The following is a 14,338-nucleotide window of genomic DNA, read 5'->3' as shown; positions in this document are numbered from 1 at the left end:
GCGCCTTACGCTTCGACCGCTTGCGGGTTCGGGAAGCGGACGCTCGAGACACGGCTCGCACCCGGCAACGCGCGGGTTTCGAGGGGCCATTCGAAGCGGTCGGACAGACGCCGGGCGATCGCCAGGTCGAAACCGTGCGGATTCACCGAAGCATGTCGACGTGTCCCCGGATCGGGGGTCGTGTCGACGGCGGGATTGATCACGCTGACACTGCCCGGCATGACGGTGACCACGATCGTGCCCTGGTCCGTCTGCTGAAGCGCGTGCCGGATCAGCTGTCCGCAGAGCACCGCGAAGACCCGCGGCGACGCATGCAGGGCGAACGTCGCCGGCTCGTCGAGGATCAGTTCCACCGGACGCCCCGCGATGAGCTCCCGCGCGTAGTCCACTTCCTGGCGAAGCACGGTGTTGACGATGAAATCTTCCTCGGCCAGCCCCTGATCCGACTCGCGCGAGAGGATCAGAAAAGCCTCGACCAGCGCTTCGAGTTCGCGGGTCGAGCGGCGGATGCGCTCCAGCGACCGGTGGCCGAAATCCGACAGATCGGTTTCGTCGGCCAGCATGTCCGAGGACATCTTGATGACGGTCAGCGGGCTGCGCAGTTCGTGGCTGGCGTCACGGGTGAAGTTGCGCTCGCGTTCGCTGTAGCCTTCGATGCGGGAGGCAAGACCGTGCAGTCCGCGCAGAAGCTTGGAGATGTCGCCGTCCGCTTTCCTGCCCTTCTGCTCGTCCAGCGCCGCCATGTCCGGCCGTTCGGAATCCCAGCCATCGAGCAGTTTGGCAAGGGCCGCCACTGGCAGCCATTCGCGGGACACGGCCAGCCACGCCAGCCCGCCCGAGGAGAGCATGATGGCGATCGCCGCGCCGATGGGCGCGACGTTGTTCGCAGCCATCACCGAAGCGATGACCACGACGAGGGTCTGCAGAGTGAAGACCACCGCGATACGGGCCTTGAACGAGCCCCGTCGGGTGGTCCCCCGCGATTTGCTGCCTTCCATCGACTATGCCTGGTCCTGCATGTTCCTCATGCCGTCTGCGACGCGGCGACTTCGGAATCCAGATCGGCCAGACGGTAGCCCGCCGAGTGGATCGTGTGCAGCAGCGGACGGTCGAACGGCTTGTCGATCACGCGGCGCAGGTTGTACAGGTGCGAACGCAGGGTGTCGGAATCGGGCAGCGTGTCGCCCCAGATCTCGCGCTCGATGTCACGGCGGCTGACCACGCGCGGCGATTCGCGCATGAGGATGGCGAGCAGCTTGAGGCCGATCGGCGAGACGGTCAGTTCCTGCCCGCCGCGGGTGAGGCGCAGCGTGGCGGTGTCCAGCGTCATGTCGCCCACGTTGAGAACCTCGGACGAAACCTGACGACGGTCGCGACGGATCAGCGCGCGAAGACGGGCTTCCAGCTCGCGGACCTCGAACGGCTTGACCAGATAATCGTCGGCGCCAGCCTCGAGGCCGACCAGCTTGTCTTCCAGGGTGTCGCGAGCCGTCAGCATCAGGACCGGCGTGGACTTCTTGCCGTCCTTGCGCAGCTTGCGGCACACATCCAGACCGTCCATGCCCGGGAGCATCAGGTCCAGCACGATGACGTCGTAGCTGTTCGAAACGGCCAGGTGCAGGCCACTGACGCCATCCGCGGCGTAGTCGACCGAATAGCCCCTGCGCTCCAGAAACTCGCCGACCATCTCGGCAATCTGGCGGTTGTCTTCGACCAGAAGGATCAGGCCTGCCTGTTCATCGCGGTTGCTCATCGCTCCACTCCTACGCTGATTCACAAATGTGAAGAGTTAACGGCCGGACCAGTGAGTACCGTGTGAAGACCGAAATTGAGCATTCATTCTGCGTACGAGGACGTGCACGTGGCGTCGTCTACCTAAGTAGCGGCGTAAGCACTTTCCACACATTCTCCGCGACACGGGGCTCGCCCCTGGCTGTCGGATGCAGGCCATCGTCCTGCATCAGGCCGGGATCCAGCGCCACGCCGTCGAGCAGGAAGGGAAGCAGAGGCACCTTATGCTTCGCGGCGGCGTCGGCATAAACCTTCCGCAAGCCGTCGCGGTACTGCGGGCCGTAGTTGACCGGGAGTTCGATCCCCAGCAGGAGGACATTGGCGCCCGCCCCCTTTGCCGCATCGATCATGACGTCGAGGTTGGCCGCCAGCTGACCCAGGGGCAATCCCTGCAGCCCATCGTTCGCGCCCAGTTCGATCACCACCACCCCGGGACGCTGAGTCTTGAGCAGGCCGGGCAGACGGTTCCGGCCGCTAAGCGAGGTTTCGCCGCTGATGCTGGCATTGACCATCGTCCACGGCGTCGCCATCTTCGATGTGCGAGCGTCGAGCAGGCGCACCCATCCGGCATCCACCGGAATGTTGTGTGCCGCCGACAACGAGTCCCCGAGCACCAGCACCTTACGTGGCGCATCCGCCGCGGAGGCGATGGCGCAGCAAACCCATAGCAACAGGACCAGGCAACGACGCATGAGCGATTCTTCCCGTGTTCTTCTCGAAGTGACCGATGTTAGCAAGTCGGTTTTCGGCCCGGAGGGACGACTCGACATCCTCTCCGGCGTCAACCTCCGCGTGGCCGCCGGTGAGAGCTTCGCCATCGTGGGCGCGTCCGGTTCCGGAAAGACCACCCTGCTCGGCCTGCTGGCCGGCCTCGATGTGGCGACATCCGGCAGCGTGCGGATCGACGGTCAGGCACTGGAGGCGGTCGACGAAGAAGCTCGCGCCGCCATCCGCCGACGTCTGGTCGGTTTCGTGTTCCAGTCGTTCCATCTGCTCCCGGCGCTGACGGCCGAAGAGAACGTGATGCTGCCGCTGGAGCTCGAAGGCGACGACTCGGCGCGGGAACGCGCCCACGCCGCGCTCGACTCGGTGGGCCTGGCTGCACGGCGCCGGCATTATCCCGCGCAGCTGTCAGGCGGCGAGCAGCAGCGCGTGGCGCTCGCGCGCGCGTTCGTCCACCGGCCGCGAATCCTGTTTGCCGACGAGCCCACCGGCAATCTCGACCAGCACACGGGCGAACACATCGGCGACCTGCTCTTCGAAATGAACCGGCAGCATGCGACCACGCTCATCCTCGTCACCCACGACCCTCGCCTGGCGGCGCGCTGCGCCCGCTCGGCGGAACTGCATGAAGGCCGCCTCGGAGTTCCTGCATGAACGTCGCACGGCTCGCCCTGCGTACGCTGCGCCGCGAATGGCATCTGGTCGAACTGCGCACGCTCGCCGCGTCGCTGGTGCTTGCCGTCATCGCGCTCGGCGTGGTCGCCACGCTGTCCACCCGTATCGAACGGGGCATCCTCGCGAGCGCCGCCGAACTGATCGGTGGCGATCTGGGCGTATCCGCGCCTGCGCCACTGCCTGAGCCCATGCTTCGTTCGGCACAGGACGACGGACTCACGGCATCGCGCGGCGCGGCCTTTCGCAGCGTGGCTTTCGTAGGCGAACACAGCCAGTTGCTCGATGTCCAGGCGACGGATGCGGCTTACCCGCTGCGCGGCACGCTGGAAGTCCGCGGTGCCGACGGCAAGGACCGCAGTGCCCACGGTCCCGGACGCGGCGAACTCTTCCTCGATCATCGGGCCATGGTCGGCCTCGGCATTCACGCCGGCCAGACCGTCCAGGTGGGGGGACGCGACCTTCGCGTCAGCGCCGAACTCGTCCGCCAGCCCGACGGCGGTGAGCTGTTCGCTCTCGCGCCGCGTGCGCTGATGAATCTCGACGACGCGACGGAGGCCGGGCTCCTGTCCGTCGGCAGTCGCGCTCGTCACCGGCTGCTGGTCTCGGGTCCGCCGGCGGCGGTCGCCACATGGCGCACGTCGCTGGAAGCGAACGCCCTGCCCCAGGGCGCCGACCTGATCACACCGGAGAAAATGCAGGAGCGCATGCGCTCGGCATTCGATCGCGCCAGCGCCTTCCTGCGCCTGACCGCCCTGCTCTCCGCCCTGCTCGCGGGTGTCGCTATCGCGCTGGCATCGTCGCGCTATGCACGACGCAAGGCGTCCGAAGTCGCGCTGTTGCGCGCGCTCGGCACGCCGCGCCGACGCGTGGTCGCGCTGCTGATCAGCACGCTGACCGCGCTGGCGCTGCCCGCCGCCGCCGTCGGCATGCTGATTGCGATCGGCCTCGCCCAGGGCGCGTGGTACTTCGCGCGCCAGCTGTTCGACAACATTCCGACCACCCTGCCGCTGGGACCGGTCTTTGCCGCCGCCGCGATGGGCCTGGCCGTGCTCGCCGGCTTCGCGCTGCCGCCGCTCGTGCGCCTCGCCGAAGTGCCGCCGGTCGCCGTGTTCCGCGAGTCGATGCAGCGACGCGTCCGCCGCTTCGACGTGCTGTACCTCATCCCGCTGCTGACCGCGATCGCGCTGGTGTGGGTGCAAAGCGATTCGGCCAGACTGGCCGGCATCCTCGCGGCGAGCCTGAGCGGCGTCGCCGTCGTCGCCGCGCTGCTTTCGGCCTTGCTGCTGGTCGTCGCACGCCGCATCGCCCCCGGCGCGCACCCCGCGCTTCGTCTGGGCCTTGCGGCGCTGGCACGCCGACGCGGGCTGTCGCTGATCCAGGCCACCGCTCTGTCGCTCGGACTGTGCGCCCTCCTCCTGCTCGCCGTGATCGCTCCGTCGCTGCTCGACGGCTGGCGACGCGAACTGCCTGCCGATACACCTAACTGGTTCGCGCTCAACCTGCAGGACGACCAGCGCGACGCCTTCACCAACGCGCTGACTCACATGGGTGCGAGCCGGACCAACATGATGCCGCTCGCCGTGGGCAAGCTCACCGCGATCAACGGCAAGTCGATCGACACACTCACCTTCGACGACCAGCAGGGCCGCGATTCGGCCGATCAGCAGTTGCGCCTCTCGTGGAGCGCGGAGCTCCCGCCGTCGAATCAGATCGTCGCCGGGGCATGGCCCGGCGCCTCGCCGGCGCAGGCCGAAGTGTCCATCGATACGTCGTGGCGTGACCGTTTCCAGCTGAAGCTCGGCGACACCCTTCGTTTCGAGGTGGGCGAAGGCAGCCTCGACGCGCGCGTCACGAGCATCCGCAAGGTCGACTGGAGCTCGTTCCGGGTCAACTTCTTCCTCATGCTCGATCCGGCCCATGCCGCCGATCTTCCGCACACGTGGCTGACCAGTTTCTATCTGCCTCGTGGCCACGCGGATGAGTTGTCGAAACTGTCGCGCGACTACGGCAACCTCAGCCTGATCGACGTGGATGCGCTGCTCGACCGCGTCCGCGAGATCGTCGACCGCGTCGGTGGCGCCGTGCGCTGGGTACTCGGTTTCAGCCTGCTGGCGGGCGCGCTCGTGCTCACGGCCGCCCTGGCGGCGAGCGCACAGGAGCGGCGGAAGGAAGCCGCCCTGCTGCGCACGCTCGGCGCCACCCGCCTGCAACTGAGGGCTGCCGCGGCCTGCGAGTTCGCGTTGCTGGGTCTGGTCGCCGGCCTGACGGCGGCGCTGGGTGCCACGGGCGCGGGCATCTGGCTCGGCCAGGCGGTGTTCCGTATCGAACACTTCGTGCCGCCGCTGTGGCCGCTCATCGGCGCCGCCGCGCTGGCGGCGCTGGTGGTCATGCTGATCGGCCTGTACGGGACGCGACGCGTGCTCAACACATCGCCGATGGCGCTGCTGCGGGAAGGCTGAGTCGGCTCAGTCCGGGCGGTGCATGTCGAAGGCCATTACGATGGCCTCTTCGCGCCCGTTTTCCGCAGGGTAGTAACCGGGCCGACGTCCGATCTCGTGGAAATCCAGCGAGTCGTAAAGCGCCCTGGCGACGGGGTTGGAGGGGCGTACTTCGAGAAACACCCGCTCCACGCCGTACCAGCGGGCCAGATCGAGCAGCCGTCGCATCATGCGGCGGCCGTAACCGAGTCCACGCCAGGCGTCACCGATGCAGACGTTGAGTACATGCGCCTCCCCCGCGGCCACCGAGAGAATGCCGTACCCGGCGATGTCGCCCTCGTGGACGATTACCCAACAGTTATGGCCGGCCTGCAGGCAGTCGCGGAAGATGCCCGCACTCCAGGGAAACGGATAGGACGCGTGCTCGATCGCCACGACGGCATCGAGGTCGTCGCGACGCATCGCGCGGACTTCGGTGGACGGGCGGGCGACAGCGACCATGGCGGGCTCAGCTCCGTGCGAACGCGCGGCCCAGAGCGCGCAGACCGTTCCAGAGACGGCGCTTGGCGGCCGCATCGGACACGATGGCTGACGGTGGGTCGACGAGGACGATCTGTGCCGCGGCGAGCGCGGCGGCCGGCAACTGATGGCCCAGGGCTCGCGCCTGAGCATCGCCGAAAACAAGATACGCCGAGGCGACCGGCACGTGCTCGAGGCCGTTGGGCCCGACCTCCAGCCGCGCCGCACGCGCGGTAACGGCGCCGAAGGCGCGCAAGGCGCGACCGAGCAGTTCCATTTCACGCTCGCTGCATCCCGCGGGCAGGACGACGACGCAGGCCACGCGCTCACCATCGACCGGGTCGTTGGCCGGCTCGAACGGCGACGGCTCCACGGCTTCCGTGACACGCAGGCGCCATGGGGTCACACCCATGACCTTGAGCAGTCGCGCGTGACGGGCGGGCATCGCGGCCATCAGCTGCCTCCCGGCACCCGGGCATGGCGACGCACCCGACGACGGTGGGCCGCACGGCCCCACAGCGTCATCACCGGGCCCGATATCGTGTAGATCACCGCGACGGCGAAGAGCACGCGCGCGGTGTCGATGAGCAACAGCACCACGATGAGCACCGCGGCGATCAGCCAGATGAAGGGCACGCGGTCACCCTTGGGCCACGCCTTGAAGCTGTAATAGCGCACGTTGCTGACCATCAGCAGGCCGGCGATCACCGCCATGGGCAGCGCGAAGAACGCGACCGTCGGCCCCGGCACGTCGAACTTGACCATGGTCCAGACGAAGGACATGCACAGGGCGGCCGCCGCCGGGCTGGCCAGTCCCTGGAAGTAAAGCTTGTCCGCCACGCCCACCTGGGTATTGAAGCGGGCAAGACGCAGCGCCGCGCAGACGGCGTAAATGAAGGCACCGGCCCAGCCGATCTTGCCCCATACCTGTCCGTAATCAGCCAGCGATGACAATGACCAGGTGTACAGCACCAGCGCGGGCGCCAGCCCGAAGCTGACCAGATCGGACAGCGAGTCGTACTGCACGCCGAACTCGCTCTGCGTGTTGGTCATGCGGGCGACGCGGCCGTCCATGCCATCGAGGATCGCCGCGACGAACACGGCCAGAGCGGCCGTCTGGTAGTGCCCGCCGATCGCGGAGACGATCGCGTAGAACCCCGAGAACATCGCGCCCGTGGTGAAAAGGTTCGGCAGCAGATAGATGCCGCGGTGACGCGGCCCCCGGGGTTGGATCGGATCGCTCATGGGCCATTCCGTGACATGGGCCGCCAGTGTAGCCCAGGCGCCGTGATGCGTCAGGCCGCCGCCGGTGCCGCGGTGCGTGAAACCGGGACGGGGGTCGCTTGCGTGGCAGGGGGCCCGGTGATACTTCTTGCGCCATCCACCCACCTGCCGGAATCACGCATGCGTCGCTGCCTTGTCCTCGCACTCCTCGTCACGGCCTGCCCCCTCGCGCTGGCCCAGGCATACAAGTGGAAGGACGCTCAGGGCGTCACCCATTACGCGGACACGCCGCCGCCGAACAACGCCAGATACGAGAAGGTGAAGACCAGCGGCACGGTCGAGGCACCGGCACCGGCCCCCGCCGCACCGGCGAAGCCGGAAGCCGCGCCTCCCGCACCCGGCACCCAGGTCGCCGACAACCCGGCCAACCGCGCCAGGCTCTGCGACCAGCTGCGAAAGAACATGGACGTGCTGGGCAAGGAACAGGTCATCTCCATCGATGACGGCAAGGGCGGTTCCCAGCAGCTCGACGACGCCGGGAAGAAGCGCCAGATCGAAACCACACAGGCGCAGATGACGCTTTACTGCAAGTGATCGGCGCTGGCTGGGGCTTGCAACTATAATCGGCGTCTTACTCCCGACGAATCGCCCGCATGCGCCTCAGCCAGTTTCATCTCGCCACCGTCAAGGAAGTCCCCGCCGACGCGGAAATCGCCAGCCACCAGCTGATGCTGCGCGCGGGCATGATCCGCAAGCTGGCGTCCGGCCTTTACACCTGGTCGCCGCTGGGCCTGCGCGTGATGCGCAAGGTCGAGGCCGTGGTTCGCGAGGAAATGGTCCGCGCCGGCGCGATCGAAGTGCTCATGCCTTCGGTGCAGCCGCGCGAACTGTGGGAAGAAACCGGCCGCTGGGAGAAATTCGGCGGCCAGTTGCTGAAGATCAAGGATCGCAAGGAACAGGAGTTCTGCTACGGCCCCACGCACGAAGAAGTCATCACCGACTTCGCGCGTAACGAGCTGAAGAGCTACAAGCAGCTGCCGCTCAACTTCTTCCAGATCCAGACCAAGTTCCGCGACGAGATCCGCCCGCGCTTCGGTGTGATGCGCGCGCGCGAGTTCCTGATGAAGGACGCCTACTCGTTCCACCTGACCCCGGAATCGCTCGGCGAAACCTACCAGGTCATGTACGACGCGTATTCGCGCATCTTCACCCGCCTGGGCCTGGAATTCCGCGCCGTCGACGCCGACACCGGCGCCATCGGCGGCAGCGCCAGCCACGAGTTCCAGGTCATCGCCGACTCGGGCGAAGACGCCATCGCGTTCTCCGACGGTTCGTCGTATGCGGCCAACATCGAAAAAGCCGAAGCGCTGGCACCGGCCATCGAGCGTCCCGCCCCGTCGGCCGAGCTCACCCGCGTGGATACGCCCACGCAGCGCACGATCGACGAGATCACCGCGTTCCTCGGCGTACCGGCTTCGCAGACGGTGAAGACCATCCTCGTTCGCGGCCTGGAAGGCCTGGTCGCGCTCGTCGTGCGCGGCGATCACGACATCAATGAAGTGAAGGCCGCCCACCTGCCGGAGCTTCCGGACGATTCCGAACTGGCCAGCGAAGCGGAGATCCTCGCCGCCACCGGCACACGCCCTGGCTTCATCGGCCCTGTCGGCCTGCCCGACTCCATTCCGGTCATCGTCGACCGCAGCGCCGCCGTGCTCGCCGACTTCGTCTGCGGTGGCAATCAGGACGGCACCCATTTCACCGGCGCCAACTGGCAGCGCGATGCCCGCATCAACCGCGTAGCCGACATCCGCAAGGTGGTGGAAGGCGACGCGTCCCCGGACGGCAAGGGCACGATCCGTCTGGCCCGCGGCATCGAGGTCGGTCATATCTTCCAGCTCGGCCAGAAGTACGCGGAAGCCATGGGCGCGCGCGTGCTCGACAACAACGGCAAGATGGCCACCATGTACATGGGTTGCTACGGCGTCGGCGTCAGCCGCATCGTCGCCGCCGCCATCGAGCAGCGCCACGACGACGCCGGCATGATCTGGACCGACGCCATGGCGCCGTGGCGCGTGGTGGTCTGCGTCATCAATCCGAAGAACGATCCCGTCGTCACCGAGGCGGCCGAGTCGCTTTATCAGGAACTGTCGCAGGCCGGCATCGACACCGCATTCGACGACCGCGGACTCCGTACCGGTCCGATGCTTGCCGACATGGAACTGATCGGTATTCCGCACCGTATCGTCGTGAGCGGCCGCGGCCTCGAGGCCGGGACGTTCGAATACCGCGCCCGCACGGAAGCCGAATCGCGCAACGTCACGCGCGAAGAACTGCTCGCGCTGCTCGAAGCGTGATGGTCCCTGAGTGACAGGCGCGACGGGAGCGCACGAGCCGCGCTCCCGTCGCGGTTACCGGCCGCCTCTACTGGACGGCGGCATTGATCGCGTTGGCGTAGTCCGCCGTCGTACGGCCCGGCGCCGAGCATTTCTGGATATCGTCGTACAGCCACATGAAGCCGCCCGGGATACCGGCGCTCTGTTTCCAGGCAGTCATCTTCGACTGCACGGTCGCCGGCGAATCGCCAGCGCTGCAGCCCGTGCCGTTCTTCGACCAGAGCCCCGGAATCACCGGCATGCCGAGCGCGCTCGTCCACTGCGCCGGATCGTTACCCGTGCCACCCGCGTAGTCCTGCAGGTAGATCTTGTCCACGGCACTGCCCAGGTTGGCTTTGAGCGAAGCCCAGAAGCTGCGATTGGTATAAGGCGCGAACGTGATCTTGTAGCCGAGCCCCGCCAGCATCTGACCGAAGGCCGTCGCCGATGCCAGATCGTAGGCGCTCTCATCGTCGAAATTCGCCGCGTCCGCGCCCGTAATCTGTTTCAGCAACTGGAAGTTACGGTAAAGGATGCTGTCCGGCCCCGTACCCGATCCCGCCCCGGTGCCGTTGACCAGTGCCTGGATACTCTCGAAGTCCGTCGTACCGCCGGCACCGATCGACACCTCGATCCGGTTCACCGACGTAGGCGCCTGCTTGAGCGTCGCCAGCTCGGCTGACCAGCCCGTGTTCGGGCCGACGTAGTTGCCGTCACTGATGAGGGGCTCATCGTTGAGGTGCAGGTCGCCATTGGTATCCACATGCACGCTCCACAGCATGACTGTGGTGAATCCCGATGCCCGGAGGTCGTCCATGACGGGCGTACCGCCGCTGTAAAACGGGCCGCCGCCGTACACGGCGGATTCCGCCATACCCGGCGCCGAAAGGCTCACACCGCCGGCCAGGGCGACCGCGAGGGCAACACGTCGTACGCCAATGCTAATGATGGACATGAGTTATTCCATTCCAGTGAACGGCGCCGCTGTAGGATTATTCCGATAATCGGCTCCGATTGCGCTGAGAGTCCCACGGTAAGCTGCCATTATTCCGCCACTTGGTTCACAATTCCGACCCGAGCGTGTGTGAAATTAATCGCATCGATTAATACGTCGATTTACTGTGAAACCAGAACAGGGAGAATGCCCATGGCCGTCGATATCAAGAACCTCAGCCACAATCAGCTCAACGAGCTGATCGCCAAGGCCCAGTCCCGCCAAACCGAGCTGCGCAGGGAGAAAGTTTCCGCACTGCGCGACAAAATCAATGAATTGATCCGCGCCGAAGGTTTCACCTTCGACGACGTCTTCGGCGCCCGCGCCCCGAAATCCAAACGCGCCGGCACGGTGGTTGCTGCCAAATACCGTAATCCGGATAACGAGGAACAGACCTGGTCGGGACGCGGCAAGCGTCCGCGCTGGTTCAATGACGCGCTGAAGGCCGGTAAAAAGGAAAGCGATCTGCTGGTGTGATTTACATCCCGACATAAACGAGAAAAATGGCCTTGCGAATGCGGGGCCTTTTTTTTGCGAATCGGCGTGGTGTTTGTTTCGGGAGCTCGGCTTCGCCATCGCGTTTGGCTTTGTCGCGGCGTGCGGTGAGGTCGGGAAGAGCCGGCGGGTGCCACCCTCGCGTCCACGCCTGCGGCGACCCCTCAAGGAGGGCCGCTACCGCGGCCGTATCTCAATGGCCTTCGGCCGGGTCGGGCTCCGACTGGGGGTTTTCGAGTCGGCTGTCCCTGCCTCCCCGAAAACGGCAGGTGATTCATGACCGGCCCCCTACGGGCCTCTTCCAGTCGGAGCCCTCGCCTGCGGCTACCGGACGCGAGGGTGGCACCCGCCGGCTCTTTGGGGGACTGAGGTTGCGGGTGGGTCGAGCGGCGGTGCGCTTCGTTGGATGGGAACGCTCGCTTGCCTGGGCGCATCGCCTCGTTCGCCTTAGCTAGGCTGAGGGTTCGCGAACAGGGTTCGCTCCTACCGCGCGGCGAGCGCAATGGTGGGATACATGGCGGCCTGTAGGAGCGCGCCCTGCGCGCGAAAAGCCAACGAAGCGAAGAAGCCACACCCCGCTCGACCACCAACCCACCTCGGTACACCAAAGAGACGGCGGGGGTGACCCTCGGGGCCGGTAGCCGCAGGCGAGGGCTTCGACTGGACGAGGCCGCGCGGGCGGGGCCGGTCAGGGATGACCGGCCGTTTTCGGGGAGGCAGGGACAGCCGACTCGAAAACCCCCAGTCGGAGCCCGACCCGGCCGAAGGCCATTGATATACGGCGGCGGTAGCGGCCCTTCCCTGAGGGGTCGCCGCAGGCGTGGCCTCGAGGGTCACCCCCGCCGGCTCTCCAACGCGACACAACACGCTCGCGACAAAGCCAAATGCGATGGCGCAAGCCGAGCCGAACCAAGCCCGCGAGATCGAAAGCACGCCCTTGACGCTCCCCCGCCCCCGGCGTAAACCGGGCGGATTATCCCCGGAGCCAACCTCATGCCCCTCGTCCGAATCGATGTCCGCCGTGGCAAGGATGCCGCCTATCGCAGCGCGCTCGGGAAAGCCGTTCATGACGCTCTGGTCAGCATCGGCGTGCCGCACGATGACCGTTTCCAGGTCATCGCCGAACACGATGCGGAAGGTCTCGTCTACGACGCGCACTACCTCGGTATCGAACGCACCGACGACATCGTCATCGTGCAGATCACCTTCAACGACACGCGCACCCTCGAGCAGAAGAAAGCGCTGTATCAGGCGATCGCGGAAAATCTGGGCAAGTCGCCAGGCGTCAAACCGGGCGACGTCTTCGTCAATCTCGTCGAGGTCAAAAAAGAGAACTGGTCGTTTGGCAACGGCGTGGCTCAATACGCCAGCTGACCGCTCAGAGCGAACGACGCGGCGCGACGATCAGGTCGCCGAACAACAGGCCCGCCACCAGCGACACCAGCAGCGTGACACCGAGCAGGCCCGTATCCATGCCCAGTGAGGCATCCCGGTCCAGCAGATAGGAGACGCTGCGGAAGCTTACCGAGCCCGGCACCAGCAGGATGATGCCGGGCTCGCGCACGACGGCGCCCGGTTGCTGGGCGTAGCGCGCATAGACATTGCTGAGCGAGCCCAGCAGCAGGCCGCCGACAAACACGCCGAACGGCGCGCCCGGCAGCGAGCCCGAAATACTGCCTCCCCATCGTGTGGCGAGGTAACCGAGAATGACGGCCCCCATCACGACCAGCCAGTCGCGCCGGGCGGCGCGGAACAGGATGGCGAACGAGAAAGCGCCGACCGCGAGCATCGGCCAGTCGGCCCAGCCGGGAAGTGGCGGCAGCGAGTAATCGCGCGACACGATACCGAAGGCCTCGCACAGCTGGCTGGCCGCCACGGTACCGAAGGTCAGCTTCAGCAGCGTGGCCACCGCGCCACCCATGCGCGCGACACCGGCCACGAGATGTTGACTGGAAATTTCGCGCACGGCCGTGGTCAGCGCCATGCCGGGCATCAGCACGATCAGGCTGCCGAGGATCACCGACTTGACCGCCAGCGGCACCAGGTAGGCGCTGACGACGATCGCGATGGCTGTGGCGACCATGGCGCTGATCGCATCGCTGGCGGCGGCGAGCCGCGGTCGGCTGCCCGACGCGACGGTAATCGAACCGATGAGAACGCCGATGAAACCCGCGGTGACCAGATCGGGCCACGCGCTGTGCAACAGCAGGCCGACGACGGTGGCCGCGCAGAGGCCATAGCTAGCGATCACGCCGAGCTCGGCACGGAAGGTTTCCGGTGCACCCAGCTTGCGTAACAGGTGAAAGCCTTCGCGCAGTTCCATCCGGCCGTCGATCACGACGTCGGCGATGCGGTCGGCTTCGCAGAGGCGCGCGAGGTTGACGTCGCCGGGCGGCAGGCGCATGACCTGCGTGACCTGGGCGACGCCGTCGTCGCCCTGCCCCAGATCGGCGAACGACACGATGATCGCGGTGGGGCTGGACCAGACCTCGGCGGAAAGGCCGAGGCGCTGCGCGGAGCGACCGATGGCGGTCTCCAGGCGCGGTGCGGTGGTGCCGTACTGGTGCAGGCGACGCGCCAGCTCGGTGAGGAACGCGATGCGGGTGTTGATCGCCGTGGTGGCGAAGCTCACCGGAACGGTCAGCGGTGCGACCTCAGGCAACGTCCGTCGCCTTCACGCGCAGGGTGGTGCCGTCGATGCCGACGACCTCGACGGTGGCACCCAGGGGGAGATCCGGCCCGGTGACCAGCCACATGCCGTCGCCCACCTTCGCCTTGCCGCGACCCTGCACGATCGGCTCGCACAGCGTGTAACGCTGACCGATCAGCTGTTCGCCACGACGGTTGAGCCGCTCGTTGCCGGCCGGAACACGGTTGAGCCGCGGCCGCACCCATTTCCAGTAAAGGAAGCAGGAGGCGAATGCGAGGATCACGAAAATCACGGCCTGTGCAAGCGCGGTCAGACCGGGGACGGCCAACAGCACGACGCCCATGACCGCCGCGGCGAGACCGATCCACAGCATGAAGTAACCCGGCAACAGCACCTCGCCGCCGAGCAGCAGCAAGGCGGCGATCCACCACAGGTAATGCAGCGCGATCTGGCTCAT

Annotated in this window: 15 protein-coding genes; 6 read left to right on the top strand and 9 right to left on the bottom strand. The window is 66.6% G+C overall.

The genetic code is table 11. The features are described from left to right. Positions 1–5 precede the first annotated feature (5 nt). The 3 genes from BLT40_RS00765 to BLT40_RS00755 form a co-directional block, all read right to left on the bottom strand. Positions 6–998 (bottom strand): sensor histidine kinase, encoded by a 993-nt coding sequence (locus BLT40_RS00765; protein WP_090350763.1) that lies wholly within the window; start codon positions 996–998, stop codon positions 6–8. 26 nt (positions 999–1,024) lie between these two features. Further along, positions 1,025–1,753, bottom strand: a complete 729-nt coding sequence (locus tag BLT40_RS00760) for a response regulator transcription factor (protein ID WP_036111366.1) — start codon at positions 1,751–1,753, stop codon at positions 1,025–1,027. 118 nt (positions 1,754–1,871) lie between these two features. Continuing rightward, positions 1,872–2,483, bottom strand: coding sequence for an arylesterase (locus BLT40_RS00755; RefSeq protein ID WP_090350761.1), 612 nt, complete (start codon positions 2,481–2,483; stop codon positions 1,872–1,874). Here BLT40_RS00755 and BLT40_RS00750 point away from each other — a divergent pair. Together BLT40_RS00750 and BLT40_RS00745 are read left to right on the top strand one after the other, a co-directional pair. Then, positions 2,482–3,168, top strand: a complete 687-nt coding sequence (locus BLT40_RS00750; protein ID WP_079521106.1) for an ABC transporter ATP-binding protein — start codon at positions 2,482–2,484, stop codon at positions 3,166–3,168. The two genes, BLT40_RS00755 and BLT40_RS00750, sit on opposite strands and share 2 nt — an antisense overlap. Then, positions 3,165–5,648: an ABC transporter permease gene (locus BLT40_RS00745; protein WP_090350760.1), complete on the top strand. Its 2,484-nt coding sequence runs from the start codon at positions 3,165–3,167 to the stop codon at positions 5,646–5,648. The genes BLT40_RS00750 and BLT40_RS00745 overlap by 4 nt, the downstream gene beginning before the upstream one ends. 6 nt (positions 5,649–5,654) lie before the next feature. Here the strand turns inward: BLT40_RS00745 and rimI are convergent, their stop codons facing one another. From rimI to pssA, 3 genes are read right to left on the bottom strand one after another with little or no spacing between them, the layout of a single operon-like run. Then, positions 5,655–6,128, bottom strand: a complete 474-nt coding sequence (gene rimI, locus BLT40_RS00740) for a ribosomal protein S18-alanine N-acetyltransferase (protein ID WP_036111354.1) — start codon at positions 6,126–6,128, stop codon at positions 5,655–5,657. 7 nt (positions 6,129–6,135) lie between these two features. After that, the gene (locus BLT40_RS00735) at positions 6,136–6,600 is read right to left on the bottom strand and encodes a hypothetical protein (RefSeq protein ID WP_079521104.1); all 465 of its coding nucleotides are present in this window, start codon (positions 6,598–6,600) and stop codon (positions 6,136–6,138) included. Beyond that, a complete protein-coding gene (gene pssA, locus BLT40_RS00730; protein WP_090350758.1) occupies positions 6,600–7,391 on the bottom strand; it encodes a CDP-diacylglycerol--serine O-phosphatidyltransferase in 792 nt (263 codons plus the stop codon). Before pssA ends, BLT40_RS00735 begins: the two co-directional genes overlap by 1 nt. 159 nt (positions 7,392–7,550) lie before the next feature. Between pssA and BLT40_RS00725 the strand changes: the two genes are divergently transcribed. Next, positions 7,551–7,964, top strand: coding sequence for a DUF4124 domain-containing protein (locus BLT40_RS00725; protein WP_176167765.1), 414 nt, complete (start codon positions 7,551–7,553; stop codon positions 7,962–7,964). A gap of 59 nt (positions 7,965–8,023) precedes the next feature. Next, positions 8,024–9,724: a proline--tRNA ligase gene (locus BLT40_RS00720; RefSeq protein WP_079521101.1), complete on the top strand. Its 1,701-nt coding sequence runs from the start codon at positions 8,024–8,026 to the stop codon at positions 9,722–9,724. Between the two features lie 67 nt (positions 9,725–9,791). On the opposite strand, the gene BLT40_RS00715 is transcribed toward BLT40_RS00720, so the two are convergent. Then, complete coding sequence (locus BLT40_RS00715) at positions 9,792–10,697, bottom strand: hypothetical protein (RefSeq protein WP_218124505.1); 906 nt, start codon at positions 10,695–10,697, stop codon at positions 9,792–9,794. A 192-nt stretch (positions 10,698–10,889) separates the two neighbouring features. On the opposite strand from BLT40_RS00715, the gene BLT40_RS00710 reads away from it, so the two are divergent. Together BLT40_RS00710 and BLT40_RS00705 are read left to right on the top strand one after the other, a co-directional pair. Then, positions 10,890–11,213 (top strand): H-NS histone family protein, encoded by a 324-nt coding sequence (locus tag BLT40_RS00710; RefSeq protein WP_036111342.1) that lies wholly within the window; start codon positions 10,890–10,892, stop codon positions 11,211–11,213. Between the two features lie 1,011 nt (positions 11,214–12,224). Continuing rightward, entirely contained in the window at positions 12,225–12,605 is a 381-nt protein-coding gene (locus tag BLT40_RS00705; RefSeq protein ID WP_090350754.1) for a tautomerase family protein, read from the top strand. Positions 12,606–12,609: 4 nt separating this feature from the next. Here the strand turns inward: BLT40_RS00705 and BLT40_RS00700 are convergent, their stop codons facing one another. Together BLT40_RS00700 and BLT40_RS00695 are read right to left on the bottom strand one after the other, a co-directional pair. Next, positions 12,610–13,893 (bottom strand): threonine/serine exporter family protein, encoded by a 1,284-nt coding sequence (locus BLT40_RS00700; protein WP_079522574.1) that lies wholly within the window; start codon positions 13,891–13,893, stop codon positions 12,610–12,612. Next, positions 13,886–14,338, bottom strand: coding sequence for an NfeD family protein (locus BLT40_RS00695; RefSeq protein WP_090350751.1), 453 nt, complete (start codon positions 14,336–14,338; stop codon positions 13,886–13,888). The genes BLT40_RS00700 and BLT40_RS00695 overlap by 8 nt, the downstream gene beginning before the upstream one ends.

It is taken from the genome of Dyella sp. 333MFSha (assembly GCF_900102405.1).
Taxonomy (GTDB): domain Bacteria; phylum Pseudomonadota; class Gammaproteobacteria; order Xanthomonadales; family Rhodanobacteraceae; genus Luteibacter; species Luteibacter mycovicinus.
This window is presented reverse-complemented; position numbering and strand designations above follow the sequence as displayed.